The organism is Thermodesulfovibrio sp. (assembly GCF_049969575.1).
Lineage (GTDB): Bacteria > Nitrospirota > Thermodesulfovibrionia > Thermodesulfovibrionales > Thermodesulfovibrionaceae > Thermodesulfovibrio > Thermodesulfovibrio obliviosus.
Genome location: NZ_JBMFOO010000013.1, coordinates 1 through 21341, shown reverse-complemented (window position 1 = coordinate 21341; position 21341 = coordinate 1). Strand labels below are relative to the sequence as shown.

Annotated in this window: 26 protein-coding genes and 1 tRNA gene; 17 read left to right on the top strand and 10 right to left on the bottom strand. The window is 33.9% G+C overall.

Annotation, left to right across the window (positions count from 1 at the left end; all coding sequences use genetic code 11):
• The 4 genes from ACP5O9_RS04420 to ACP5O9_RS04405 are packed head-to-tail and all read left to right on the top strand — an operon-like array spanning position 1 to position 2848.
• Positions 1-945, top strand: a complete 945-nt coding sequence (locus tag ACP5O9_RS04420) for a ribose-phosphate pyrophosphokinase (RefSeq protein ID WP_353685736.1) — start codon at positions 1-3, stop codon at positions 943-945.
• 12 nt (positions 946-957) lie between these two features.
• Entirely contained in the window at positions 958-1602 is a 645-nt protein-coding gene (locus ACP5O9_RS04415) for a 50S ribosomal protein L25 (protein ID WP_424904412.1), read from the top strand.
• A 5-nt stretch (positions 1603-1607) separates the two neighbouring features.
• Positions 1608-2177, top strand: a complete 570-nt coding sequence (pth, locus tag ACP5O9_RS04410) for an aminoacyl-tRNA hydrolase (RefSeq protein WP_353685738.1) — start codon at positions 1608-1610, stop codon at positions 2175-2177.
• On the top strand, positions 2174-2848 hold the full coding sequence (locus ACP5O9_RS04405; RefSeq protein WP_428723508.1) for a zinc dependent phospholipase C family protein: 675 nt from the start codon (positions 2174-2176) through the stop codon (positions 2846-2848). Before pth ends, ACP5O9_RS04405 begins: the two co-directional genes overlap by 4 nt.
• On the opposite strand, the gene ACP5O9_RS04400 is transcribed toward ACP5O9_RS04405, so the two are convergent.
• The 5 genes from ACP5O9_RS04400 to atpB all read right to left on the bottom strand — a co-directional run bounded on the left by ACP5O9_RS04400 (position 2845) and on the right by atpB (position 7360).
• Positions 2845-3699 (bottom strand): M48 family metalloprotease, encoded by an 855-nt coding sequence (locus tag ACP5O9_RS04400; RefSeq protein ID WP_428723507.1) that lies wholly within the window; start codon positions 3697-3699, stop codon positions 2845-2847. The two genes, ACP5O9_RS04405 and ACP5O9_RS04400, sit on opposite strands and share 4 nt — an antisense overlap.
• Positions 3696-4163 (bottom strand): SH3 domain-containing protein, encoded by a 468-nt coding sequence (locus tag ACP5O9_RS04395; RefSeq protein ID WP_428723506.1) that lies wholly within the window; start codon positions 4161-4163, stop codon positions 3696-3698. The genes ACP5O9_RS04400 and ACP5O9_RS04395 overlap by 4 nt, the downstream gene beginning before the upstream one ends.
• Positions 4160-6250 (bottom strand): CHASE2 domain-containing protein, encoded by a 2091-nt coding sequence (locus tag ACP5O9_RS04390; RefSeq protein ID WP_428723505.1) that lies wholly within the window; start codon positions 6248-6250, stop codon positions 4160-4162. Before ACP5O9_RS04390 ends, ACP5O9_RS04395 begins: the two co-directional genes overlap by 4 nt.
• A 66-nt stretch (positions 6251-6316) precedes the next feature.
• Complete coding sequence (locus ACP5O9_RS04385) at positions 6317-6652, bottom strand: F0F1 ATP synthase subunit C (RefSeq protein WP_353685743.1); 336 nt, start codon at positions 6650-6652, stop codon at positions 6317-6319.
• Between the two features lie 30 nt (positions 6653-6682).
• A complete protein-coding gene (gene atpB, locus ACP5O9_RS04380) occupies positions 6683-7360 on the bottom strand; it encodes a F0F1 ATP synthase subunit A (protein ID WP_428723504.1) in 678 nt (225 codons plus the stop codon).
• A 112-nt stretch (positions 7361-7472) separates the two neighbouring features.
• Here atpB and ACP5O9_RS04375 point away from each other — a divergent pair, with 112 nt between their 5' ends.
• Together ACP5O9_RS04375 and ACP5O9_RS04370 are read left to right on the top strand one after the other, a co-directional pair.
• Positions 7473-8375: a metal-dependent hydrolase gene (locus ACP5O9_RS04375; RefSeq protein ID WP_353685745.1), complete on the top strand. Its 903-nt coding sequence runs from the start codon at positions 7473-7475 to the stop codon at positions 8373-8375.
• The gene (locus tag ACP5O9_RS04370) at positions 8372-8998 is read left to right on the top strand and encodes a radical SAM protein (protein ID WP_353685746.1); all 627 of its coding nucleotides are present in this window, start codon (positions 8372-8374) and stop codon (positions 8996-8998) included. The genes ACP5O9_RS04375 and ACP5O9_RS04370 overlap by 4 nt, the downstream gene beginning before the upstream one ends.
• Here the strand turns inward: ACP5O9_RS04370 and ACP5O9_RS04365 are convergent.
• Together ACP5O9_RS04365 and ACP5O9_RS04360 are read right to left on the bottom strand one after the other, a co-directional pair.
• Positions 8995-10239 (bottom strand): replication-associated recombination protein A, encoded by a 1245-nt coding sequence (locus ACP5O9_RS04365; RefSeq protein WP_353685747.1) that lies wholly within the window; start codon positions 10237-10239, stop codon positions 8995-8997. The genes ACP5O9_RS04370 and ACP5O9_RS04365 overlap by 4 nt on opposite strands.
• On the bottom strand, positions 10236-11444 hold the full coding sequence (locus ACP5O9_RS04360) for an HD-GYP domain-containing protein (RefSeq protein ID WP_428723503.1): 1209 nt from the start codon (positions 11442-11444) through the stop codon (positions 10236-10238). Before ACP5O9_RS04360 ends, ACP5O9_RS04365 begins: the two co-directional genes overlap by 4 nt.
• A 67-nt stretch (positions 11445-11511) precedes the next feature.
• Between ACP5O9_RS04360 and pgeF the strand changes: the two genes are divergently transcribed.
• Positions 11512-12171 (top strand): polyphenol oxidase family protein, encoded by a 660-nt coding sequence (pgeF, locus tag ACP5O9_RS04355; RefSeq protein ID WP_428723502.1) that lies wholly within the window; start codon positions 11512-11514, stop codon positions 12169-12171.
• A 241-nt stretch (positions 12172-12412) separates the two neighbouring features.
• A tRNA-Pro gene (locus ACP5O9_RS04350) sits at positions 12413-12486 on the top strand.
• 48 nt (positions 12487-12534) lie between these two features.
• Here ACP5O9_RS04350 and ACP5O9_RS04345 read toward each other — a convergent pair.
• Positions 12535-12801 (bottom strand): SemiSWEET transporter, encoded by a 267-nt coding sequence (locus tag ACP5O9_RS04345; protein WP_353685749.1) that lies wholly within the window; start codon positions 12799-12801, stop codon positions 12535-12537.
• 47 nt (positions 12802-12848) lie between these two features.
• On the opposite strand from ACP5O9_RS04345, the gene ACP5O9_RS04340 reads away from it, so the two are divergent.
• The 7 genes from ACP5O9_RS04340 to ACP5O9_RS04310 all read left to right on the top strand — a co-directional run bounded on the left by ACP5O9_RS04340 (position 12849) and on the right by ACP5O9_RS04310 (position 18121).
• Positions 12849-13688 (top strand): HDOD domain-containing protein, encoded by an 840-nt coding sequence (locus ACP5O9_RS04340; RefSeq protein WP_428723501.1) that lies wholly within the window; start codon positions 12849-12851, stop codon positions 13686-13688.
• Positions 13685-14926, top strand: a complete 1242-nt coding sequence (locus tag ACP5O9_RS04335) for a sensor domain-containing diguanylate cyclase (RefSeq protein WP_428723500.1) — start codon at positions 13685-13687, stop codon at positions 14924-14926. Before ACP5O9_RS04340 ends, ACP5O9_RS04335 begins: the two co-directional genes overlap by 4 nt.
• Positions 14927-15062: 136 nt before the next feature.
• The gene (rpsB, locus tag ACP5O9_RS04330; RefSeq protein WP_428723499.1) at positions 15063-15848 is read left to right on the top strand and encodes a 30S ribosomal protein S2; all 786 of its coding nucleotides are present in this window, start codon (positions 15063-15065) and stop codon (positions 15846-15848) included.
• A gap of 12 nt (positions 15849-15860) precedes the next feature.
• Positions 15861-16454, top strand: coding sequence for a translation elongation factor Ts (tsf, locus tag ACP5O9_RS04325; RefSeq protein ID WP_428723498.1), 594 nt, complete (start codon positions 15861-15863; stop codon positions 16452-16454).
• Positions 16447-17199 carry a UMP kinase gene (gene pyrH / locus ACP5O9_RS04320; protein WP_353685754.1) on the top strand — a complete coding sequence of 251 codons (753 nt, stop codon included), beginning with the start codon at positions 16447-16449 and terminating at the stop codon, positions 17197-17199. Before tsf ends, pyrH begins: the two co-directional genes overlap by 8 nt.
• On the top strand, positions 17171-17728 hold the full coding sequence (gene frr, locus ACP5O9_RS04315; RefSeq protein WP_353685755.1) for a ribosome recycling factor: 558 nt from the start codon (positions 17171-17173) through the stop codon (positions 17726-17728). The genes pyrH and frr overlap by 29 nt, the downstream gene beginning before the upstream one ends.
• Positions 17729-18121 (top strand): TraR/DksA family transcriptional regulator, encoded by a 393-nt coding sequence (locus ACP5O9_RS04310; protein ID WP_353685756.1) that lies wholly within the window; start codon positions 17729-17731, stop codon positions 18119-18121.
• Here the strand turns inward: ACP5O9_RS04310 and truA are convergent.
• Complete coding sequence (gene truA, locus ACP5O9_RS04305; RefSeq protein WP_353685757.1) at positions 18115-18879, bottom strand: tRNA pseudouridine(38-40) synthase TruA; 765 nt, start codon at positions 18877-18879, stop codon at positions 18115-18117. The genes ACP5O9_RS04310 and truA overlap by 7 nt on opposite strands.
• A gap of 240 nt (positions 18880-19119) precedes the next feature.
• Here truA and ACP5O9_RS04300 point away from each other — a divergent pair, with 240 nt between their 5' ends.
• On the top strand, positions 19120-19809 hold the full coding sequence (locus ACP5O9_RS04300) for a hypothetical protein (protein ID WP_428723497.1): 690 nt from the start codon (positions 19120-19122) through the stop codon (positions 19807-19809).
• Between the two features lie 21 nt (positions 19810-19830).
• The gene (locus ACP5O9_RS04295) at positions 19831-20748 is read left to right on the top strand and encodes a histone deacetylase family protein (RefSeq protein WP_353685759.1); all 918 of its coding nucleotides are present in this window, start codon (positions 19831-19833) and stop codon (positions 20746-20748) included.
• Here the strand turns inward: ACP5O9_RS04295 and ACP5O9_RS04290 are convergent.
• On the bottom strand, positions 20745-21167 hold the full coding sequence (locus ACP5O9_RS04290) for a PPC domain-containing DNA-binding protein (protein ID WP_353685760.1): 423 nt from the start codon (positions 21165-21167) through the stop codon (positions 20745-20747). The two genes, ACP5O9_RS04295 and ACP5O9_RS04290, sit on opposite strands and share 4 nt — an antisense overlap.
• Between the last annotated feature and the right edge of the window lie 174 nt (positions 21168-21341).

Below are 21341 nucleotides of genomic sequence, written 5' to 3'. Positions count from 1 at the left end.
ATGCCTGATGGTATCAAGTTAATAACTGGAAATGCAAATCCTGAACTTGCTAAAAAGGTTAGTGATTATTTGCAAATTCCTTTAACTGAAACCATTGTTAGCACTTTCAGTGATGGTGAAATAATGGTTCAAATCAAGGAAAATGTGAGAGGTTCTGATGCCTTTGTTATTCAGCCTACCTGCACACCTGTAAATCACAACATCATGGAGCTACTTTTAATGATTGATGCATTAAAAAGAGCTTCTGCTGGGAGAATTACAGCAGTTATTCCCTATTATGGCTACGCAAGACAGGACAGAAAAGCTCAGCCAAGAGTTCCCATATCAGCAAAACTTGTTGCAAACCTTATTGCAGTTGCTGGAGCAAGCAGAGTTTTATCCATTGATTTACATGCTGGTCAGATTCAGGGATTTTTTGATATTCCTGTTGATCATCTCTTAGCTGCGCCTGTAATCCTTGATTATTTAAAAAAGAACAACCTTTTAAACAATATCATTGTTGTCTCACCTGATGCAGGTGGAACAGAAAGAGCAAGAGCCTTTGCTAAAAAAATTAACGCACCTCTGGCAATAATAGACAAAAGGCGTGATGCTCCAAATATTTCAAAGGTAATGCATGTAATAGGAGAAGTAAAAGATAAAGATGCCTTAATAATTGATGATATGATTGATACAGGTGGAACACTGGTTCAGGCTGCGGAAGCATTAAAAGAAAAAGGTGCAAAAAGAGTTTTTGCTGCATGCACTCATGCAGTGCTTTCAGGTCCTGCAATAGACAGACTTAATAATTCAGTGCTTGAAGAGATTATAGTTACAGACACTATTCCGGTTCATGACAAACAAGATAAGTGTCCAAAAATAAAAGTTCTCACTGTTGCTCATCTTTTAGGTGAAGCGATAAAAAGAATACATGAAGAAACTTCTATAAGTTCATTATTTGTGTAAGGAGGAATAGTTATGGAAAGATTTGTTTTAAATGCAGAAAAAAGAGAAAGGACAGGAAAGGCAGTAGCAAGGCAGTTAAGGAATAAAGGTATAATTCCCTGTATTGTTTATAAAGGAGGGTATTCTGTTCCTGTCCAGATAAGGGCAAAAGAACTTCTTCCATTTATGAACATTGCTACAAGAGAAAAATTATTCGTTACTCTTAAACTGAATGGAGAAGAAAAACAGGCAATACTTCAGGACTATCAGGTTGATCCAGTTAGCGGAAAACTTTTACATGTTGATTTTATGGAGGTAAGTGCCACTGAAAAAATCAGGGTTACTGTTCCTGTTGTTCTTGTTGGTGAACCAATAGGAGTTAAACAAGACAAAGGTGTGCTACAGCACGGAATTTCAGAAATTGAAATTGAAGCAATTCCTGAAAAGATACCAGGTCATATTGAAGTTGATGTCTCTAACTTAAAAGTCTGGGATGCAATACATGTGAGAGATATCAAATTTGAAGAGGGAATAAAAGTTATTTCAGATCCAGATGAAGTTATTGCTACAATTACATTAGAAGAGGAAGAAGTAGAAGCAGCTGCGCCTGTAGAAGAAACACCTGAACCTGAAGTTATAAAGAAGGGCAAGAAAGCTGAAGAAGAGGAAGAAAAATAAATTGAATGATTATAATTGTTGGGCTGGGAAATCCTGGAAGAAAATATGCAAATACGCGACATAATGTGGGTTTTATGATAGTTGATGAACTTGCCAGAAAGCTTAATGTAAAGTTTAAAGAAAAAGATGATTATTTAATAGCTGAGGCAAAGATTCAGGATAAAGATATAGCAATTGTAAAACCTCTAACTTACATGAACTTAAGTGGAAGAGCTGTAAAAAAGCTGGTAAATGAAAAAGTTTTACAGTCTCTTCCTTCTTCCCTGATTGTTGCCCATGATGATGTTGATTTACCCTTAGGCAAAATAAAAATAAAAAGGAATGGTTCCTCAGGAGGACATAGAGGGGTGCAATCAATTATTGAAAACATTGGAACGAAAGATTTTATCAGAGTAAAACTGGGAATCAGTAAAGACCCTGATCAGGATACATCGGATTATGTTCTGAGTCCTTTTAAAAAAGAAGAAAAGGAAACAGTAAAGGAGAAAGTTGCTTTAGCAGCAGACTCAATTATTGCTATAATTACTGAAGGTGTTAATAAAGCAATGAATATTTACCATCAGGCTGAAAGATGAGCTGGCTTTTTTTCATCATTGTTTTTATCTTTTTACCTGAACCTTCCTATGCATGGGGACCGCTTACTCATACTTATCTTTCATGGCAGATACTTTCTCTTTCGGGATTGGTAACTACAGAGGTTTTAACAATGATAAAACTTTATAAAGATTACTTTATTTATGGCAACATTATTCCTGACACAGTAATTGGCAAAAAATATCTCCCCCAAGAAAAAAATCCTCATTCATGGAAAACAGGTTTTATGCTTTTAAATATGGCAAAGACACCTGAAGAAAAATCTTTTGCCTACGGATTTTTAACTCACTTAGCAGCAGATGCGGTGCTTCACGATGAGATCAGAGAATTTAATTCCTTTCAGCATATTATTTTTGAAATAAAAGCAGACAGAATAGTTGACAGATTTTACTGGCTTCAAATAATGAGCATTAACAAAAAAGTTAAAAAAATAAGTGAAAAATTTTTTGAACAAACCCTGTTAAACTCTGTTGCCATCAAAACCTCAAAAAAAATATACAAATCATTGATTTTTCTGTCAGCGTTCAATACAGGCGAGTTAAGAAATCCGGAAGTATTTAATATTTTTCATTTAAAGTCTTTAACTGCTATGGTAGACATCCTCAATCATGGAGAAAATTCAAAAATAATAAGCCTTCCACCTTATAATTAGTTTTTTACAAAAAATCTGAATCTCTGTACTCTTTTCTTAAAGAGATTTAAATCTACACTTACTGAAGGGAGTTTATCTTTGAGATTATTTATTCTATCATCAGGTTGTGGATGTGTTTTGAAAATCCCTGTGCCATAAGCAGTAGTGGATTTTTTCAATCTCTCAAGAACATTAATTAATGCACGAGGATCGTATCCTGCTTTTGCAAGATATAACAAAGCAGATTCATCTGCTGAATACTCCTGTGTTCTGCTATAACCATTTACCACAAGGGTTTTAACTACATCGTCCACTGAGCCTTCAAAGATATTTACAAGCCTTACCAGTTCTTCAGAGCCAAACTGTCTTGCTGCTTTTGTGCCAATAATTGTGAGTGCCTCTGTCCATCTTGCCTGTTTAATTGAGTTTATTCCATCACGATGATTTATATGGGCAATTTCATGTGCAAGTATTGCAGCAATCTCATCCTCATTCTGTGCAAGCTTAATAATTCCTTTTGTAATCAATATTATGCCTCCTGGACAGGCAAAAGCATTTATTTCATTACTGTTTAATACTGCAAAGTGATAACCTCCATATGTAAATGGTTTTTCAGAATGCAAAGCAATTGTTTCGCCAATTAAATTTATATATCTCGTTAGTTCTGGATCTTCATAAAGAGGATAGGACTGTAAAAGTCTTGCTGCAACAGCTCTTCCCACATAGTATTCTTCTTCATCAGATATGGGTCTTGCTGCTTTTTCAGTTACCTGAATGGTGGTAAATGTTATATCTAAAGCTTTATTTATATCAACATTCTGACATGAACACAGAAAAAGCAGTAAAACTGATACAACGATAAACTTCTTCATTGTGGTTCTGAGAGTCCTCCGTTTTTTATGAAAGATATTATTTCCTTTTCAGGAATGCTATATTTTTCAATTCTTTCAACAAGATTATAGGGCATCTGCGGATGATTACTTCTGTATTGCCTTTCAACCTGTGGATTAAAGCCTTTTCCAGCAAGAGTTATCTCGCCCTCTGAAGGAGCTGTGGAATTAGTATAATTTCCATAACTTGTAACACTTCTTTTTTCAACCGCGGTTTTATGTATGTATCCTGATAGATTTTTAAACTTAACCCTGTACCAGTCCCTTTCTTTTCCGATTACATTGAGTATATCTCCATATTTTACATAGGCTTTTACAGGTGCAAAAAATCTTGGAGCCTCCCTTATTGCATTTTCCTTTGTTACAACAGTAATTGTATCAGCCCATAACAGGGTAGTAAATAGAAAGAATAAAACAGCCACATTGAATATTATTCTTGACTTCATTTTTCTTCAATTTTAATAATAAACCAATCTTTTGTCAACTGCTGAGAATCGACAACTTCTTCTATTTTTTTTAAATAAAACCTTGATGGAAAATCTTCAGGAAAGTCTTTTACAAGAGAAAGAAAAATTTCTTTTGCTTCAGCCCATCTCTGTTGAGTGAAAAGTAAATATCCAGCATTATATTTTTCAACAAATAATATTTTTTCAGAGTCTGACTTTGTTTTTTCGCCTAAAATCTCAAATATGTTTATTGGTTTAGCCCTTCCTTTAACTGTTATTACTCCGAGTTGCCTTACAAGAAAATTATCCGATGTTTTTAAATATGTTTCCTCGCTGATTACAATATTTGTTTTAAAAAACTTGTTTACTCCTTCAAGTCTTGATGCTATATTTACTGTGTCTCCAATTACAGTATAGTTAAAAAGTCTATCACTACCTATATTCCCTACAATCGCATCTCCTGTATGGATTCCTATTCTAATGTTGATTGATGGGAATCCTTTTTCTGAAAACTCTTTATTTAACTCACGAAGAGATTCAATACATTCTAAAGCAGCTCTGCAGGCATTAATCTCATCTAAATCTGTTTTCAAAGGTGCACCCCAGAAAGCCATAATACAATCACCAATATATTTGTCTACAACTCCTCCATTTTTAATAACTACCAAGGTTAATGAATTAAGCACTTTATGAAGCATCATTGCTGTATCTTCTGGTGACAGTCTTTCTGATATAGAAGTAAAGCCTGCTATATCTGCAAAAAATACAGTAACAGTTTTTTTATTTCCTCCTGGTATTATGGTTTCAGGATGTTCAAGCAGATAATTAACAATTTTTTTATCCATATATTGAGTGAAAGTTCTTTTTATAAAGCTTTTTTCTCTTCCCTCCGTGGCATAGCTATAAAGAAGTGTCATTATGGAGCTACATAAGAGACATACAAAGGATGGTAAAAGCTGTAGATATAAAGAAAATCTGAATAAAATTAAGCTAAGCGAAAATAAAAATGCTGCCACACATAAAAAAACGACAAGATTTATTTTCATAGAATGCTGTTTCAGAAAAGCGTAAGTAATTATGACAGAGATAAAAAAAATCAGGACAAAAATAAGAAATCTGGGAACAATTTTAATAAAATCCTTATTAACCAGATTTTCAAAGGCAGTGGCATGAATAAATACACCAGGTGTTTTTGAAGACAGAGGTGTAGGCTTAAGATCAAAAAGCCCTGCGGCTGTAAGTCCTATAAAAACGGTCTTTCCTTTAAAAAAATCCTTTTTGATGTTTGAGTTTTGATTTTCTGATGTTGATGCATTAAGAAGCTCTACAAATGAAAAAACATGAAATGGATTTTTATCGCTTGAATATTTTAAGAGTAAATTTCCATCATTCAGAGGAATAACCATGTTGTCTATTGAGATCTCTTTATTTTTAACAGAAATGCTATTTTTTTGAATAAAGTAACTCATAACAAAACTGGGAATTACATAATCTTTAACCTTAAAAAATAGAGGCATCTGCCTGTAAATTCCGTCTTCATCAGGAAGAATGCTTACATTTCCAAGACCTTTAGCAAATTTTTTGAACTCCTCTATCGGAAAGATTACAGAATTGTATTCATATTTTACTGGTATCAGATCTTGATAGGCTATTTTTTTCGCATATTTTTCATCAAAATTTCTTTTTTCTTTTGATAAAACAATGGGCAGATAAACATTACCTGCTTTCTCAACTGCCTGTGCAAGAATTTTGTCATCTTCAACACCATAAGAAGAGTTCTCAGTAAAGAGTATATCAATGAAAACAGCATCAGCCTCTGAAAGATACTCAATAACAGGAGCATAAATCTGTCTTGGCCAGGGCCAAGTTATTTTTTGTTTGCTTAGTTCATCAATGCTTAATTGATCCACATAGATAAGGCAAATACTGTCAGTTTTTTTTGGAGGATTTAAATACTTTGAAAATGCATCATAAACTTTAAATTCAAAGGGTTTCAAAATTTCTGAAAGAAAAATCAAGGAGGAAAAGAGGAAAGAAACAATTGAAAGAATAACCACATTTTTTAATAAATTTTTTCTGTTCATCATTAAGCTTAAAAAAAATAAAGAAGGAGAAGCAAATGCTCCTCCTTCTTTGAAAAAATGAAGGAAAAATTACTTTACAAAAGGATTTGCATAGTAAGTTATAAGAACTATTACAAGTGTGTAAATAACAAGAGTTTCAATCAATGCCAATCCAATGATGAAAGTGGTAAGAAGTTTACCTGCCACTCCAGGATTTCTCGCAGAGCCTTCCATTATTCCTCTCAATCCATGACCCATTCCAATTCCTCCACCAGCTGCTGCAAGACCAATTCCTACCAAGGCGCCAAGGCTTGCAAAACCATAGTAATTCAACTTTGCAGCATCAGGGGTAGCTTCTGCAGCAAAGGCTATTCCAGCAGAAAGAAGAAGAGTTAATAAAACAATTGCTGTTAAAACCTTTTTCATTACCTTACACCTCCTTTCTTTGTTTATTTTTTAATGAGACTCTTCTACTGCACCACCAATATAAGCTGCTGTAAGAATCATAAAAATATATGCTTGAATAAAGCTAACTGCAGTTCCTAAAATTAAAACAAGAGTAGGAACAAGCAAAGGCGTTAAAACTCCAAGAACCATTAATAGGAGATGTTTACTCATCATATTACCGAAAAGTCGGACAGAAAGTGTAACAGGTCTTGCAAGATGGCTGATCCATTCTACAATAAACATAAAAGCCATGAAAGGAATTGCATAAATGCTTCTAATAGGACCTAAAAAATGTTCAAGATATTTTATTCCGTGAACCTTAAAACCATAAAATTGATAAATAAAAAATACTGGAACAGCCATTGCTGCATTTGTATTTAGGTTTCCTGTTGGAGATTCAAAACCTGGAATAAGTCCAAATAAGTTACAGGTAAGAATGTAAAGAAATAAAGTTCCAAGAAGGGGAATAAAAGTTTTCGCATACTTACTCCCAACTGCATCTCGTGCCTGACTTGATAAAAATTCCAGAATAACTTCCATAACATTCTGAATTCCCGATGGAATTAAAGATAACTTTCCTCTAACGATTAAAGAAACAATAATAAGAAATATAATTGCTAACCAAGAATAACTAACATACGGCGGAATTGAAGGTAACAACATTCCCAAAAAGGTTGGTGCTTCCACTTTATGCCTCCTTTCCTAATTTTTGATTAAGTTATAATACATAAATTTTCTTCAAATGTCAAGCACAAAACAAAACTTCTTTTATTTATTTAATTTTTGTTACAATTTTTTTATGGATCCTGTTACCCATACTCTGTCTGGATTTGTATTGGGAAAAACGCTCAGTAAAAATAGATTAATTCTTGCTATTATTCTTGTTAGTTCCCTGATGCCTGATATTGATATTCTCACGAGGCTTTACAGCAAAGAGCTTTTTCTTATGTATCACAGAGGAATCACTCATGGAATTGGAGCATTGTTTTTGTTCCCTCTTTTACCAGGGATAATTTTTCGCAAAAAATTAGGCTTTTTGAAAGCATACTGCTGTTCATTCATAGCCTATGCCCTTCATCTTTTTCTTGATCTCACAAATCAATATGGAACAAAAATTTTTTCTCCCTTTGACTGGAATTCTTATAACCTCTCTTTAACTTTCATAATTGATCCCTATGTTTTAATCCCTCTTTTATTGGCAGTTTTTCTTTCAATAAAATTTAAAAAGCAGGCAAAATTTTTATATATTTTTTCACTGGCTTTCATTGCCTTATACATTGCAACAAAGGCTTACCTTAAAGCAGAGGCAATAGATTTTCTTAAACAGAAAATTGAAGCCCATCAATACAGAGTTTATCCCCTTCCCAATGATTTTCTAAGATGGTGGTTTGTGGCAAGGCATTCAGATGAATACATAACTGGATTTGTTGACCTTTTTACAAAGCGTGTATATGGTGATGAAAAATACAAAATCAAAAATGACCCTGCCATTATAAAATCAAAAGAAGCTGAAGCTGTCCGAGCATTGCTTTCCTTTGCAAAACATCCTGTGGCTGAGATTAAACATGAAGGTGATGTCACAGTAGTGGTTTGGAAAGAGCTTTCCTATGGATTTTTACCGAATGATAGATTTACTGCAAAGGTCTGGCTAAAGGAGACTCCACAGGGCTATAAAATAATAAATGCAAATCTAAAAATATGAAAGTCTGTGAAATCTTTGCAAGCATTCAAGGAGAAAGCTCTCTTGCAGGTATTCCTATGATTTTTCTGAGACTTACAGGATGTAATCTCAGATGCTCCTACTGTGATACAAAGTATGCTTATTATGAAGGTGAAGAGCTTTCAATTGATAAAGTTTTAAAAAAAATTCATTCATTTCCATTTAAATATGTTGAGATAACAGGTGGTGAACCTCTCCTCGAGGAGGAAGTTTATGAAATTATGAATCAGCTTGTCCAAACTCATACAGTCCTTCTTGAAACAAATGGTTCAATTTCTATTGAAAGAGTAAATCCTCAGGTGAAAATAATTATGGATATAAAAACTCCGGGAAGTGGAATGAGTGAAAGAAACTATATTGAAAATCTTAAATTTCTTAAAAAAATTGATGAACTTAAATTCGTTTTAACTGACAGGGCTGACTATGAGTGGGCAAAAGATTTTTTAAAAAATCATGAAATAAAAGTTAAAGAAATCCTCTTTTCTCCTGCCTATGGAATTCTTAATCCAGCAGAGCTTGCTAAATGGATAATTAGTGATGGTCTTTCAGTAAGGCTAAATCTTCAGATTCACAAGTATATTTTTGGAAACTTAAGAGGAGTTTAAGGCTTATAATACTTCTTCTTCTCGGGAAGATAATCCTGTTCAACATATCCACCATAATCATGAGGATACTTATAACCTTTTCCATGCCCAAGTCTTTTAGCTCCTTTGTAGTGAGAGTCTTTCAGATGCTCTGGAACTTGAAAACTACGGTCTGCCTCAATATCATTTAATGCTTCTTCAATTGCTCTGTAACAGGCATTGCTCTTCGGTGCAAGTGCAACATAAATAGCTGCCTGAGCAAGAATTATTCTTGCCTCTGGCATCCCTACAAATTCAACTGCCTGTGCTGCTGAGGTTGCAACAACCAAAGCCATTGGATCAGCCAGTCCAACATCCTCACTTGCTGCAATTACTATTCTACGGGCAATGAAACGAGGGTCTTCACCAGCATAAATCATCTTTGCAAGCCAGTAAACTGCTGCATCAGGATCACTTCCACGCATGCTTTTAATAAAAGCTGAGGCTGTATCATAATGTTCATCTCCTGCTTTATCATAGACAATGTGTTTTTTCTGAATGCTTTCTTCAGCGATTTTTGTATCAATTCTTATAATTCCAGCACTGTCAGGTTGTGTAGTTAAAACAGCAATTTCAAGAGCTGAAAGAGCTTTTCTTGCATCACCCTCAGAAGATTTTGCAAGATGAAGGAGTGCTTCAGGTGTAATTTCAATTTTTAACTCTCCAAAGCCACGTTCTTTATCAGACAGTGCTCTTTTAAGAATTGTTATAATCTCTTGTTCAGTCAAAGGTTTTAATTCAAAGACATGACTTCTGGAAACAAGAGCAGAATTAAGATAAAAAAAGGGATTTTCAGTGGTTGCTCCAATAAGAATTATGTTTCCCTCTTCAATATCAGGAAGCAAGGCATCCTGAGAAATCCTGCTAAGCCTGTGAATTTCATCAATAAAAAGAATTGTTTTTTCACCTTTACTCAGTCTTTGCTTTGCTGCAAAAATCTGCTTTCTTATTTCTTCGATGTTTAAAGTTGTTGCATTAAGCCATTGAAAATGAGCCTTTGTTTTGTTTGCAATTATTCTTGCAAGAGCTGTTTTACCGGTGCCTGGAGGTCCATATAAAATAAGTGAAGCAATTCTGTCTGAATCAATTGCTCTGCGAAGAAGCTTTCCCTCTGAAAGAATATGATGTTGACCAATATATTCATCAAGATTTCTTGGAGTCATTCTATAAGCAAGAGGTTGTTTTTTTATGCTTTCTAAGGGTTTATCAAATAAACTGCTCATTTTATTTTACCAAGCATTTTTATGAAAGCCTTTAAAAGCTCCGTGTCATGATCTCCTTTTTCTTTTACAATTATGGAAAGTGCAAAATATGGAGTGAGTGGAGGCTTATACGGTCTTCTGGTTGTTAAAGCATCATAACAGTCTGCAATTGCTGTAATTCTTCCAAAAAGCTTTATTTCTTCTCCCTTCAAGCCATATGGATATCCCCTTCCTGAGAGTTTTTCATGATGTTGAAGTACTGCTAAAAGAGATTCTTTAGGAACTTCTTTTTTTTCTTTAAGGATTTCATATCCAAATAAAACATGCTGTTTTATGATATTGTATTCTGTCTCATTGAGCCTTCCCTGTTTATTGAGTATTTCATTGGGAATCTGACTTTTTCCTAAATCATGCAAAATTGCACCAATTCCAAGTTTATATATAGTATCTCTGTCAAGTCCTATCTGTATTCCCAATCCTACAGACAAAACTCCCACATTAACAGAGTGAGTGTAAGTATAGTAATCATAACCTTTTAAATGTAAAAGTTCATAAATTGAGTCAGGCTTATCAAGTATTGTTTCTATGATATTATTGACAACTTTGCCCACTTTTTTTATTTTTTCTCCACTTCTTGGTTCATTTAAAACTTCAGCTATTAAAACTTTTGCAGATTCTTTTATTATCAGCTCTTTTTCTTCAACTCTTTTACTCAGAAATTCAATGTACTCTCTAAATAAAGGCAAATCCTTCTTTTCAATTAAAATATCCCCTTCCTCAGGGATAGTATCTCCATAAATCATTGATGGTTTTTCCGATGATGCTTCAACAATTTTTTTGAAGTTAAAATCCTTTAAGTGATAAATAGGAAAATCAACTTCAATACCGGGGATTAAAAGATTTCTGTCAATCTGATAGAATTTTTCTTTCCAAAAAGAATAATTTTTAAAAGCTACTGGAGAGTCTAAAACTGATTCGGGCAATGCTCTTGATTTATAAGTATCCAGATCAGATTTTTCAACATAAACATGACTTATTCCTTTTTCCTTCAATACTTCAATAAAACTATTTGAAAGTATCGTTCCTTTATTGAAAATTTTTTTATCTATTCCTGAATCACGAATGTAGACATCAAAGGGTAAAGTTTTTTTGATTTTTAATTCTTCAAGAGGGATTTTAATTAGCTCTTTTTCATTGATCTTTTTTATTTTTGTTGCATAGCCCATCAATTAATTATCACAAAAAATTCTTAAAAAATGGAACATGCTTTTTTTCGAGATGTATAATAAAATAATGGTCATTTATCCAGAAATATTTAATGGACTACAGATTGAAGCATTTTTTACAAAAAAGATAGAGAAATTTGAAGATTTTAAAAATTCGCTTCCATTTAAGCTTTACATTCCTGTTCAAAGACATACAGATTTTATAGCAATTTTGAATTCTTACGCTGAGCCATCCATAGCAGACGCAGTGATTACAGATCAAAAAAATCTTTTTATAGGGATAAAAACAGCAGATTGTCTGCCAGCGCTGATATTTGATTCAGAAAAAAAAGTAATTGCCGCAGTTCATGCTGGATGGCGTGGAACAGCTAAAGGAATTTTAAAAAAGACAATTATAAAAATGAATGAAGTTTATGGATGTAAGCCAGAAAACTTGCTAATTGCCTTTGGTCCATACATTAAAGGATGCTGTTACGAAGTTGGTGAGGAAGTGGTTGATGCAATGAAGAAGGAAAATCCTGGAGAGGATTATATTTTTAGAGTAAATGGCAAAAACTACATTGATATAGGAGTTGCAAATCTTCTTCAGGCGATTTCCTTAGGAGTTAAAAGACAAAATATATGGATTTCAGATGACTGCACATACTGCAAAAGCAATGAATATGCTTCTTATAGATTTCATGGCAGACAATCTACAAGACAATGCGGAATAATAAGAATGTTATAATTTATTTGTCATTCCGAAGGGTTCGATGCCCCGAGGAATCTCTCCTTCTTATATCAGCCAATAGAGGATTGGATATTGAAAAAGACTTCAGATTGAACAGGATTTATGAGACCGAGTTCAATCCAGTGCTTTTTTATTGATATTGAAGGTAGTCAGAGATTCCTTACACTATCGAGGTGCTTGGAATGACAAAAAAGAATGAGGATGCTCAGAGTGACAGAAAAGTGTTAATATAAAAAAACGGGGTGTAGCGCAGTCTGGCAGCGCGCACGGTTCGGGACCGTGGTGTCGGAGGTTCAAATCCTCTCACCCCGATAAAATGGTTGAAAAGCTCAGGCAGTTTGCCTTGGTAGCAAAAAGACTTTAACCATAACGAATTTTCATAAAAATAATTGAAAAAATTAAAATCAATGAGACAGAATTTGCTAAGATAACTGGAATTTCTTTGATTAAAACTCCGTAGACAAACCATAGCGTTATTCCTACTGCCATAAAAATAAACATTGTCAGTGAAACATCTCTGGCAGATTTTGTTCTGTAGATTTTTAATGCCTGCGGAACAAGAGCACTTGTTGTTATTATTCCTGCTACAATTCCAATAATGTTATTAAAATTTATTGAAAACTCCATAATTTATATTGTATTATTTAAAATAATTTTAAGCAAGAAGGATTTTTATGAACTCCAAAACTGACATAAGAATAGACATTCAAAAACTTAAAAAACTTCCTACGCTTTCATGGACTGCTGAAAGAATACTTAATTTAACATCAAAAGAGCTCACACATTTTGATGAACTTGTAGATATTATTGAAAGAGACCCGCCAATTATGTCAAAGGTTCTTGGTGTTGCCAATATAGTTTATTTCGGCATTTATAAACCAATTACAACAGTGAAAGATGCTCTTCTTAAAATAGGATTTAAAGCATTAAAAAACATTGCTTTAAGTATATCAATATTCAGCCTTTTTAAATCCTCACAAGAAAAAGAAAAAAGTTATATGAGGCTTTTTAAACATTCTATTGCTACAGGCACAGTATGTCAGATTATTTCAGAAAAATTTCTGAATGAGCCTTCAGAAGATAATTTCGCAACCGGTGTTCTTCATGATATTGGACTTTTTGCTCTTAATTATGCTTTTTATGAGCAGTTTCAAAAAATAGAGCAAGCTCTGTCAAGGGAAAACTCTTTAACTCAGGCAGAGAAAAAAATTCTCGGCACAACTCATTCAGAAATAGGAAAATGGCTTGCTGAGATTTGGGGACTGCCGGAGATATTCTGCGATGTAATTCTTTATCATCACGAGCCTCCTCAAAAATCTGTGAAATATGCAAAAAATGTTGCTCTTGTTCAACTCTCAAATTCTATTGCTGAAAAGCTTGGTTACCATCCTTTTGAAGTTAAAATAGAGAGTGAATTTTATAGAGAAAAAGTTTATAAACTCTTAGATGTTCCTGAACCAGAAGAATTAGTTAATGAATTAAAAGAGATTCTCAAAGAGGTGGAAAACTTATGAGAGAATTTTTATTAGATATTGGAAAAATTTTTAAAGTCGAAAATCTGGATAAACTAAGCGATGAAGAATTAAAACAAATTATTTTAGAACACATTAAAAAACACTCCTTTATAGAAAAATCTCTTCTTGAACTGACCGAAGATTTTGCATGTAGTGCTGAGCTATCCATAAGAGTCATTTCTTCTATTAATAAAATTCTTGACAGGATTTATGCTGAAAAGGATATTTACAAGTTTATCTCCTACTGTTTTGATGAATTTATAAAACTACTTCCTGTTGAAAATATATCATTTATGGAGAAACATCCTGAATTGAACTGGCTTGTTCTAAAGGTTGCTACAGGGAAAATTAAATTTAAAGATTTCAAGAAAAAAATATTTAATATTGACAGTAGCCTGGCAGGTGCGGCTTTTAAAAAAGGAAATTTTATTTATGTGCCTGATGTAACAAAAGATGAGAGATTTGACAAAAAGCTTTCCAGCCTTCCAATAGGTTCGGTTTTATCTGTTGCTGTAAAAGTTGAGAATAAAATAGTCGGAGTAATCAACTTTTCACATCCTGAGGTTAATGCCTTTGATGAAGACTATATTTTCTTTTTTGTTTCAATGGTTAAGCTTTTCTCTGCAGTATTAACACTTTTTAAACTTTACCATGAAAATTTAAAATTTAACGAACAGTTGCAAAAGGAAGTAGATAGAAAAACATCAGAATTACAAAAAATAAATAAAAAACTTTATAAAGCTTCAATAACCGATTCTCTCACAGGAATATATAACAGGAGATTCTTTTTTCAGAGGCTTGAAGAAGAATATTCAAGGAGTTTAAGATATGGAAACGGTTTCTGTCTCATTCTTTTTGACCTTGACAGTCTAAAAAAAGTCAATGATATGTTTGGACATCCTGAAGGAGACAGACTTATAAAGCTTTTTGCAAAAGTTTTAAAAAATTTCAAAAGAAAGGAAGATGTTGTTGCAAGAATAGGAGGAGACGAATTTGGATGCATTCTTATTGGATCATCTCAAGAAGGAGCGATAAAATTTGCTGAAAGAGTAAAGGAGGAGTTTAAAGCTCGATATAAAAAAACTTCTGTCAGTGCCTCTGGTGCGATAGGCTGCATCGGTAAATGTGAAAGCTTCAAGTTTTATAAAGGCTATAAAGAATTTTTTAAAGAAGTTGATAAAGTCCTTTTTAAAGCCAAAAAAATAAAGGATAAAATGGAGGTAATTGAAAGAAATTGAAAAAATATGATAAATTTTAAATTTAATGTTAAAGAGTCTTTGACTCTTTTAAAAACACACGCCCTGAAATTTCTCCGATGGTCCTTAAAGGTTAAGGAGAAAGGGCGGAGGTTAAAACCATTTAAGGAGGTTTTTTATGTCAGTAGTTACAATGAAAGAGCTTCTTGAAGCAGGTGCTCATTTTGGCCATCAGGTCAAACGATGGAATCCAAAAATGAAAAAGTATATCTTTGCAGAAAGAAACGGCATTCATATTATTGATCTTCAGAAAACAGTTAAAGGAATTGAGGAGGCTTATGAATTTTTAAAAACAGTTTCAGCAGAAGGAGGAAGCATTCTTTTTGTTGGTACAAAAAAGCAGGCTCAGGAGGCAATCCAGGAAGAGGCAAAAAGAGCAGGAGTTTTTTATATAAATCATCGCTGGCTTGGAGGAATGCTTACCAATTTTTCCACAGTCCGAAAAAGTGTTGAAAAGTGGCAAAGAATTGAACAGATGAAAGAAGATGGCACTCTTTATTTACACACGAAAAAAGAGATTGCAAAATTAGAAAAGGAAAGACAAAAGCTTGAGTTAAATCTAATTGGAATTAAAGATATGATGGAACTTCCAAAAGCAATATATATCGTAGACATAAAAAAAGAAAAAATAGCTGTTGAAGAGGCAATAAAGCTTGGAATTCCAATCGTTGCAATTGTTGATACAAATTGTGATCCTGACCTTGTTGATTATGTTATACCAGGAAATGATGATGCAATTAGAGCAATTAAACTTATTACATCAAAGATGGCTGATGCTGTGCTTGAAGGCAAGGAAGTTTTCACAAAACGTCTTGAAGAAGAAGCTGAAAAGGCTGCAATAAAAGAAAAAATACTCCAGGAAGAGGAGTATGAGAAATCAATGACAGAATACATTGAACCATAAAGGAGGACACAGATGGCAATAACTGCTCAAATGGTAAAAGAACTCAGAGAAAAAACAGGTGCTGGAATGATGGAATGTAAAAAAGCACTTGAAGCATCAGGAGGAGATTTTGATAAAGCAATTGAATATTTAAGGCAAAAAGGACTTGCCACTGCTCAAAAAAAAGCAACAAGAGATGCCAGAGAAGGAATTATAACATCCTACATTCATATGGACAAAATCGGAGTAATGCTTGAGCTTAATTGCGAAACAGATTTTGTTGCAAGAAATGAAGAGTTTCGTCAGCTCGGTAAAGACATTGCAATGCACATTGCAGCATCAAATCCTCAATATATAAAAAGAGAGGATGTGCCAGAAGAGGTTATAAATAAAGAAAAAGAGATTTACAAGGCTCAAATAAAGGGGAATAAACCACCTCAGGTTGTTGAAAAAATTATTGAAGGAAAGCTTGAAAAGTTCTTTGAAGAGATGTGCCTTCTTGAACAGCCTTTTATTAAAGAGCCTGAGAAAAAAATAAAAGACCTCATTAATGAAACAATTGCAAAATTCGGTGAAAATATTGTAGTCCGAAGGTTTGTTAGATTTCAGGTAGGTCAATGTGAATAAACCTGTTTATAAAAGAATTCTTCTGAAGCTTAGTGGTGAAGCCCTTATGGGGGAGCAGGGCTATGGTATTGATCCTTTTACTGTAAAATACATGGCAGAGGAAATAAAAAAAGCCTATCAATTAGGAGTTGAAATTGCTATTGTTATTGGTGGAGGTAATATATGGCGTGGTAGTGAAGCTGAGGCACAGGGGATTGAAAGAGCAACAGCAGACTATATGGGAATGCTTGCAACAGTAATTAATGCACTGGCACTTCAAAATGCTCTTGAAAAACAAGAAGTTGATACCCGTGTTCAATCAGCAATTGAGATGCGAGAGCTTGCTGAGCCCTACATAAGAAGAAAAGCAATAAGACATCTTGAAAAAGGTCGTGTAGTGATATTTGCTGCTGGCACGGGGAATCCCTATTTTACCACTGACACAGCAGCAGCTCTCAGAGCAATTGAAATCGGTGCTAATGTTATCCTTAAGGGAACAAAGGTGGATGGAATTTATTCATCAGATCCGGTTAAAGATTCAAAGGCGAAAAAATTTGATACACTTACCTATATGGATGTAATAAGAAATTCTCTTAAAGTGATGGATTCAACTGCTATTACACTTTGCATGGATAACAATCTCCCTATTGTGGTATTCAATATCAAAAAACCAGATAATTTAAAAAAGATAGTCTTAGGAGAAAAAATAGGAAGCATTGTTTTAAAAGAGGTGAAAAATGATGCAGGAATTCAAGAAGAAAGCTAATGAAAAAATGAATCAAGCATTGGAAGTCTTTAAAAAAGATCTTTCTACATTTAGAACAGGTAGAGCCTCTCTTGGAATTCTTGATAACATTAGAGTGGATTACTATGGAAGCATGGTTCCTCTTAATCAGGTTGCCACACTCGGGATTCCTGAGCCAAGAATGATTACAATTCAGCCGTGGGAACAGAGGATGCTTGCAGACATAGAAAAAGCCATAATGAAGTCAGATTTGGGACTTACACCAATTAACGATGGAAAAATTATTAAAATAGTTATTCCACCTTTAACAGAAGAAAGAAGAAAGCAACTTGTGAAAGTAGTCCGTAAAAGAGCTGAAGAAGCAAGAGTAGCAATAAGAAACATCCGCAGAGATATTATTGAAGAAATTAAAAAAGCTGAAAAAGAAAAGAAATTGAGTGAGGACGAATCTCGCAGACTTCAGGAAGAAATACAAAAAATAACAAACTCCTTTATTGAAAAAGTTGACCATGCTCTTGAGCAAAAAGAGAAAGAAATAATGGAGGTTTAAATGAAAATAGATCAGGAAAGAAAAGATAGATTAAAAAAAATGCTCAATCAAATGAAAGAGCAGATTCTAAGGGAAGCTCGCGAAGAGATGAAAAAGTTTCAAACCGTAGAAAAGCGACAGATTGTTGAAGCAGGTATGGATGATGCTGATTTGAGTGTTATTGATCTTTCAGAAGACATAAGCCTGAAACAGTTAAGCACACATAGAGACATCTTAAAGAAAATTGAAGAAGCCCTAAGAAAACTTGAGGAAGGCACCTATGGAATATGTGAAATGTGCGGTGATGAAATTCCTGAGGAAAGGCTCAAAATCCTTCCATTTGCCATATACTGCAGAGACTGTCAGGAAAAAATAGAGATGATAGAGAAATTTGAAGGTGAGGAAGGTCAGTAATATATTTTTTCTAAAAAAAGTCCACGGGAAGGGGCTGTCTGCATTCTGGAAGGCCTCTTCCCTGTGATGAAAGCCTCATTAATTGACTCAATACTGAGTTTCTCTCTGCCTACTTCTACAATGCATCCAACTATATTTCTTACCATGAATCTTAAAAATCCATCAGCTTCTATCCTGAATTTGATAAAATTACCACTCATGTTCATGTCCATGAAACAGAAATTGTCAAGCCTCTGCATGGTAAAATCATAAACAGTTCTTACTTTATTCTTTACCTCAGTACTGCCAGAAAAAGCTGTGAAATCTCTGGTTCCTTTAAACAAAGATAGGGATTCTTCCATTAAAGATAAATTGAGCTTTCTTGGATAGTGCCATACATATCTTTGAATAAAACAACAACACTGTTCATCAATACACAAGTAGTAAACATAAGATTTTCTTTTTACTGAGTACTGAGGATGGAACTCAGCAACAACTTCTTCAACTTCAATTACTCTTATATCAGGAGGCAGCAAAGAATTTAGAGCTTTTTTAAGGCTACTTAAAGGCATTTTAACATTGGCTTTAAAGGTTGCAACCTGTTCAATGGCATGAACTCCTGCATCAGTTCTTCCGGCTCCGCGAATTTTTATTTCTGTTTGAAATATCTTTGAAAGAGCTCCTTCAATCACTGCCTGAATAGACAGCTCCTTTTTCTGCCTCTGCCAGCCAGAATAATTACTGCCATCATACTGAATTGTCATCTTGACATTAACCATAATTTAGCATTATAACATCAATAGCTTTGTATCTTGCATGCATTTGCTCTGAGTCAAAATCAAATAGAAGTTTTCCAAGCCTTACAGTATCCTTTCATCTTTGTAAAGTTTGAGAATTCTGCCCTGAAACCTGAAAATGCTAATAAAGAAAACTGACAACAATTTCATGATAATAAATTTGATTTGCAAATACAATCGATTTCATAATATTATAAAAATAAAAAATGATGGAGATTAAATATGCAGGAGACTTTATTAGAAAAAAGAGTTGATCAACTTGAACAGGCTTTAATGGAGCTTATTTATCAGGCTCGGAAAACTGAAATGGCAATTGAGAGACTTGCAGAAGAAAATAAAAAACTATCTCTGGAAATGAGAGAGTTCAAAAATGAAATGAGAGAGTTCAAAAATGAAATGAGAGACTTCAAAAATGAAATGAGAGACTTCAAAAATGAAATGCTTAAATTTAAGAGAGAGCAACAGGAAGAAAACAAGAGAAAAAACAAAGAATGGAGTAATCTTGCAAAGAAAATGGGTACGATAGTGGAAGACCTGATTGCACCTGCCCTGCGCCCAGTGTTAAGTAAGTATTTTAATTGCGACATTCAGATGCTTGGGCAAAGAATACTTAAGAGAATAAAAGGTGAGGATTATGAGGTAGATGCAGTGGCAACTTGTGATGATATGGTTTTTATGATAGAAGTTAAATCAACGCCATATGTTAAAGATGTTGATGATATAAAGAAAAAAGCAAAGAGATTTTTTGAGTTTTTCCCTGAATTCAAGGGTAAAAAATTGATAATAATATTTGGTAGTATCACTTCTCCTGAACAGGTTATAAAACATGCCAGTAAAAATAAAATATATGTGATGGCATGGAGAGAATGGGAATACATGGATATTTTGAATTTTGATGAGATAAAACAATAAAATAAATGGATATCATTTTCTATGGATAAAAAAATTGCATTTATTTATGACGACATTTTCTTAAAACATGAGACGCCTTCAAATCATCCTGAATCAAAGGATAGACTCATTGCAATTGTTAATCATCTTAAAAAAGAAGGAATATGGAATAGATTATTTCACATTAAACCAAGAAAAGCAACTGAAGAGGAACTTTCTCTGGTTCATGAACTCCACTATATAGAAAAAATTAAAAATTCTCCACCAGGATACATAGATCCAGATACTTATCTCAGCGAAAATTCTTTTGAGGTGGCATGCTATGCAGTGGGTGCTGTGCTGAGTGCTGTGGATGGTGTGTTAAATAAAGATTTTGATAGTGCCTTTTGTGCGGTAAGACCTCCGGGGCATCATGCTGAAATTGATGCTGCAATGGGATTTTGTATATTTAATAATGTAGCAGTTGGTGCAGCCTATGCAAAGACAAAGGGAGTTAAAAAAATTTTTATAGTTGATATTGATGTTCATCACGGAAATGGAACCCAGCATATATTTGAAGATGACTGTTCTGTTTTTTATTTTAGTTCCCATCAATTTCCTTTTTATCCTGGAACAGGTAGAGAGCTTGAAATAGGAAGAGGTGCTGGAGAAGGATGCACTTATAATGTACCATTGAGATCTGGCTCAGGCACGAAAGAGTATTTGACAGTTTTTCAAGATATAATGCCTCAGAAAATAAGAGAAGCAAAACCTGAACTTATCCTTGTCTCAGCAGGTTATGATATGCATAAAGATGATCCCATGAGCCATATAAATGTCTCAACAGAAGGAGTAAGAAGTATTGTAAAAAGCATTCTTAGGGCTTCTCATGTTCCTAAGATATTTGTGCTTGAAGGTGGTTATAATCTTCAAGCTCTTTCAGAGTGTGTTAAGGTAACTCTTGAAGAGATGTTGAGTTAATTTTTCCATAAGAATAGCCCAGTTTCCTCATCAAAACCCCTGATGAAAGAATTCCCCTCCAATTCCAGGATTTCAAATTCAAAAGCAAAAACCTCAGCTTCATAAAGATGTCCACCAATACATGAAAAATCCTTTTTTGAAAGAACAATGTGAATGTGTGCAAAAGGCTCACCATCTTTTATTGAGATATTACCTTTTAATGAGAGTATTTCCATCGGCTCGTTAAATTCATGAGAGACATATTCCTTTTCACTCTGGTCATAATACCCTACTCTGGCTTTTTTAACAGCTCCTATTCCACTTATAAGCCCAGAGGTAATTGAATTTTCTTTTAAAAATTTTGTAATTCCTGATACAATTTCCTCTCCTTTAAAAAGCCTGCCCTGTAACACCCTTTTTACACTGAATTTTTTGAGCATTCTATTCCTCCTTTATAGCTTTATGAATTCCTATTGCAATATTTAAATCTTTACCAAGTTTTCTGATGTCAGATGCTGTTTGAGAAGTCTGTTCCACTGAAGTGGCAATCTCTTTTATTCCCTCTGCAATGCTTCCAATGTCCTGTGTTATATGGTCTGTAACTGAGCTCATTT

What these genes read in the sequence shown, in the direction of transcription:
- ACP5O9_RS04420 (WP_353685736.1), top strand. Translation starts at nt 1, where the DNA reads ATGCCTGATGGTATCAAGTTAATAACTGGAAATGCAAATCCTGAACTT.
- ACP5O9_RS04415 (WP_424904412.1), top strand. Translation starts at nt 958, where the DNA reads ATGGAAAGATTTGTTTTAAATGCAGAAAAAAGAGAAAGGACAGGAAAG.
- pth (WP_353685738.1), top strand. Translation starts at nt 1,608, where the DNA reads ATGATTATAATTGTTGGGCTGGGAAATCCTGGAAGAAAATATGCAAAT.
- ACP5O9_RS04405 (WP_428723508.1), top strand. Translation starts at nt 2,174, where the DNA reads ATGAGCTGGCTTTTTTTCATCATTGTTTTTATCTTTTTACCTGAACCT.
- ACP5O9_RS04400 (WP_428723507.1), bottom strand. Translation starts at nt 3,699, where the DNA reads ATGAAGAAGTTTATCGTTGTATCAGTTTTACTGCTTTTTCTGTGTTCA.
- ACP5O9_RS04395 (WP_428723506.1), bottom strand. Translation starts at nt 4,163, where the DNA reads ATGAAGTCAAGAATAATATTCAATGTGGCTGTTTTATTCTTTCTATTT.
- ACP5O9_RS04390 (WP_428723505.1), bottom strand. Translation starts at nt 6,250, where the DNA reads ATGATGAACAGAAAAAATTTATTAAAAAATGTGGTTATTCTTTCAATT.
- ACP5O9_RS04385 (WP_353685743.1), bottom strand. Translation starts at nt 6,652, where the DNA reads ATGAAAAAGGTTTTAACAGCAATTGTTTTATTAACTCTTCTTCTTTCT.
- ACP5O9_RS04375 (WP_353685745.1), top strand. Translation starts at nt 7,473, where the DNA reads ATGGATCCTGTTACCCATACTCTGTCTGGATTTGTATTGGGAAAAACG.
- ACP5O9_RS04370 (WP_353685746.1), top strand. Translation starts at nt 8,372, where the DNA reads ATGAAAGTCTGTGAAATCTTTGCAAGCATTCAAGGAGAAAGCTCTCTT.
- ACP5O9_RS04365 (WP_353685747.1), bottom strand. Translation starts at nt 10,239, where the DNA reads ATGAGCAGTTTATTTGATAAACCCTTAGAAAGCATAAAAAAACAACCT.
- ACP5O9_RS04360 (WP_428723503.1), bottom strand. Translation starts at nt 11,444, where the DNA reads ATGGGCTATGCAACAAAAATAAAAAAGATCAATGAAAAAGAGCTAATT.
- pgeF (WP_428723502.1), top strand. Translation starts at nt 11,512, where the DNA reads ATGGTCATTTATCCAGAAATATTTAATGGACTACAGATTGAAGCATTT.
- ACP5O9_RS04345 (WP_353685749.1), bottom strand. Translation starts at nt 12,801, where the DNA reads ATGGAGTTTTCAATAAATTTTAATAACATTATTGGAATTGTAGCAGGA.
- ACP5O9_RS04340 (WP_428723501.1), top strand. Translation starts at nt 12,849, where the DNA reads ATGAACTCCAAAACTGACATAAGAATAGACATTCAAAAACTTAAAAAA.
- ACP5O9_RS04335 (WP_428723500.1), top strand. Translation starts at nt 13,685, where the DNA reads ATGAGAGAATTTTTATTAGATATTGGAAAAATTTTTAAAGTCGAAAAT.
- rpsB (WP_428723499.1), top strand. Translation starts at nt 15,063, where the DNA reads ATGTCAGTAGTTACAATGAAAGAGCTTCTTGAAGCAGGTGCTCATTTT.
- tsf (WP_428723498.1), top strand. Translation starts at nt 15,861, where the DNA reads ATGGCAATAACTGCTCAAATGGTAAAAGAACTCAGAGAAAAAACAGGT.
- frr (WP_353685755.1), top strand. Translation starts at nt 17,171, where the DNA reads ATGATGCAGGAATTCAAGAAGAAAGCTAATGAAAAAATGAATCAAGCA.
- ACP5O9_RS04310 (WP_353685756.1), top strand. Translation starts at nt 17,729, where the DNA reads ATGAAAATAGATCAGGAAAGAAAAGATAGATTAAAAAAAATGCTCAAT.
- truA (WP_353685757.1), bottom strand. Translation starts at nt 18,879, where the DNA reads ATGGTTAATGTCAAGATGACAATTCAGTATGATGGCAGTAATTATTCT.
- ACP5O9_RS04300 (WP_428723497.1), top strand. Translation starts at nt 19,120, where the DNA reads ATGCAGGAGACTTTATTAGAAAAAAGAGTTGATCAACTTGAACAGGCT.
- ACP5O9_RS04295 (WP_353685759.1), top strand. Translation starts at nt 19,831, where the DNA reads ATGGATAAAAAAATTGCATTTATTTATGACGACATTTTCTTAAAACAT.
- ACP5O9_RS04290 (WP_353685760.1), bottom strand. Translation starts at nt 21,167, where the DNA reads ATGCTCAAAAAATTCAGTGTAAAAAGGGTGTTACAGGGCAGGCTTTTT.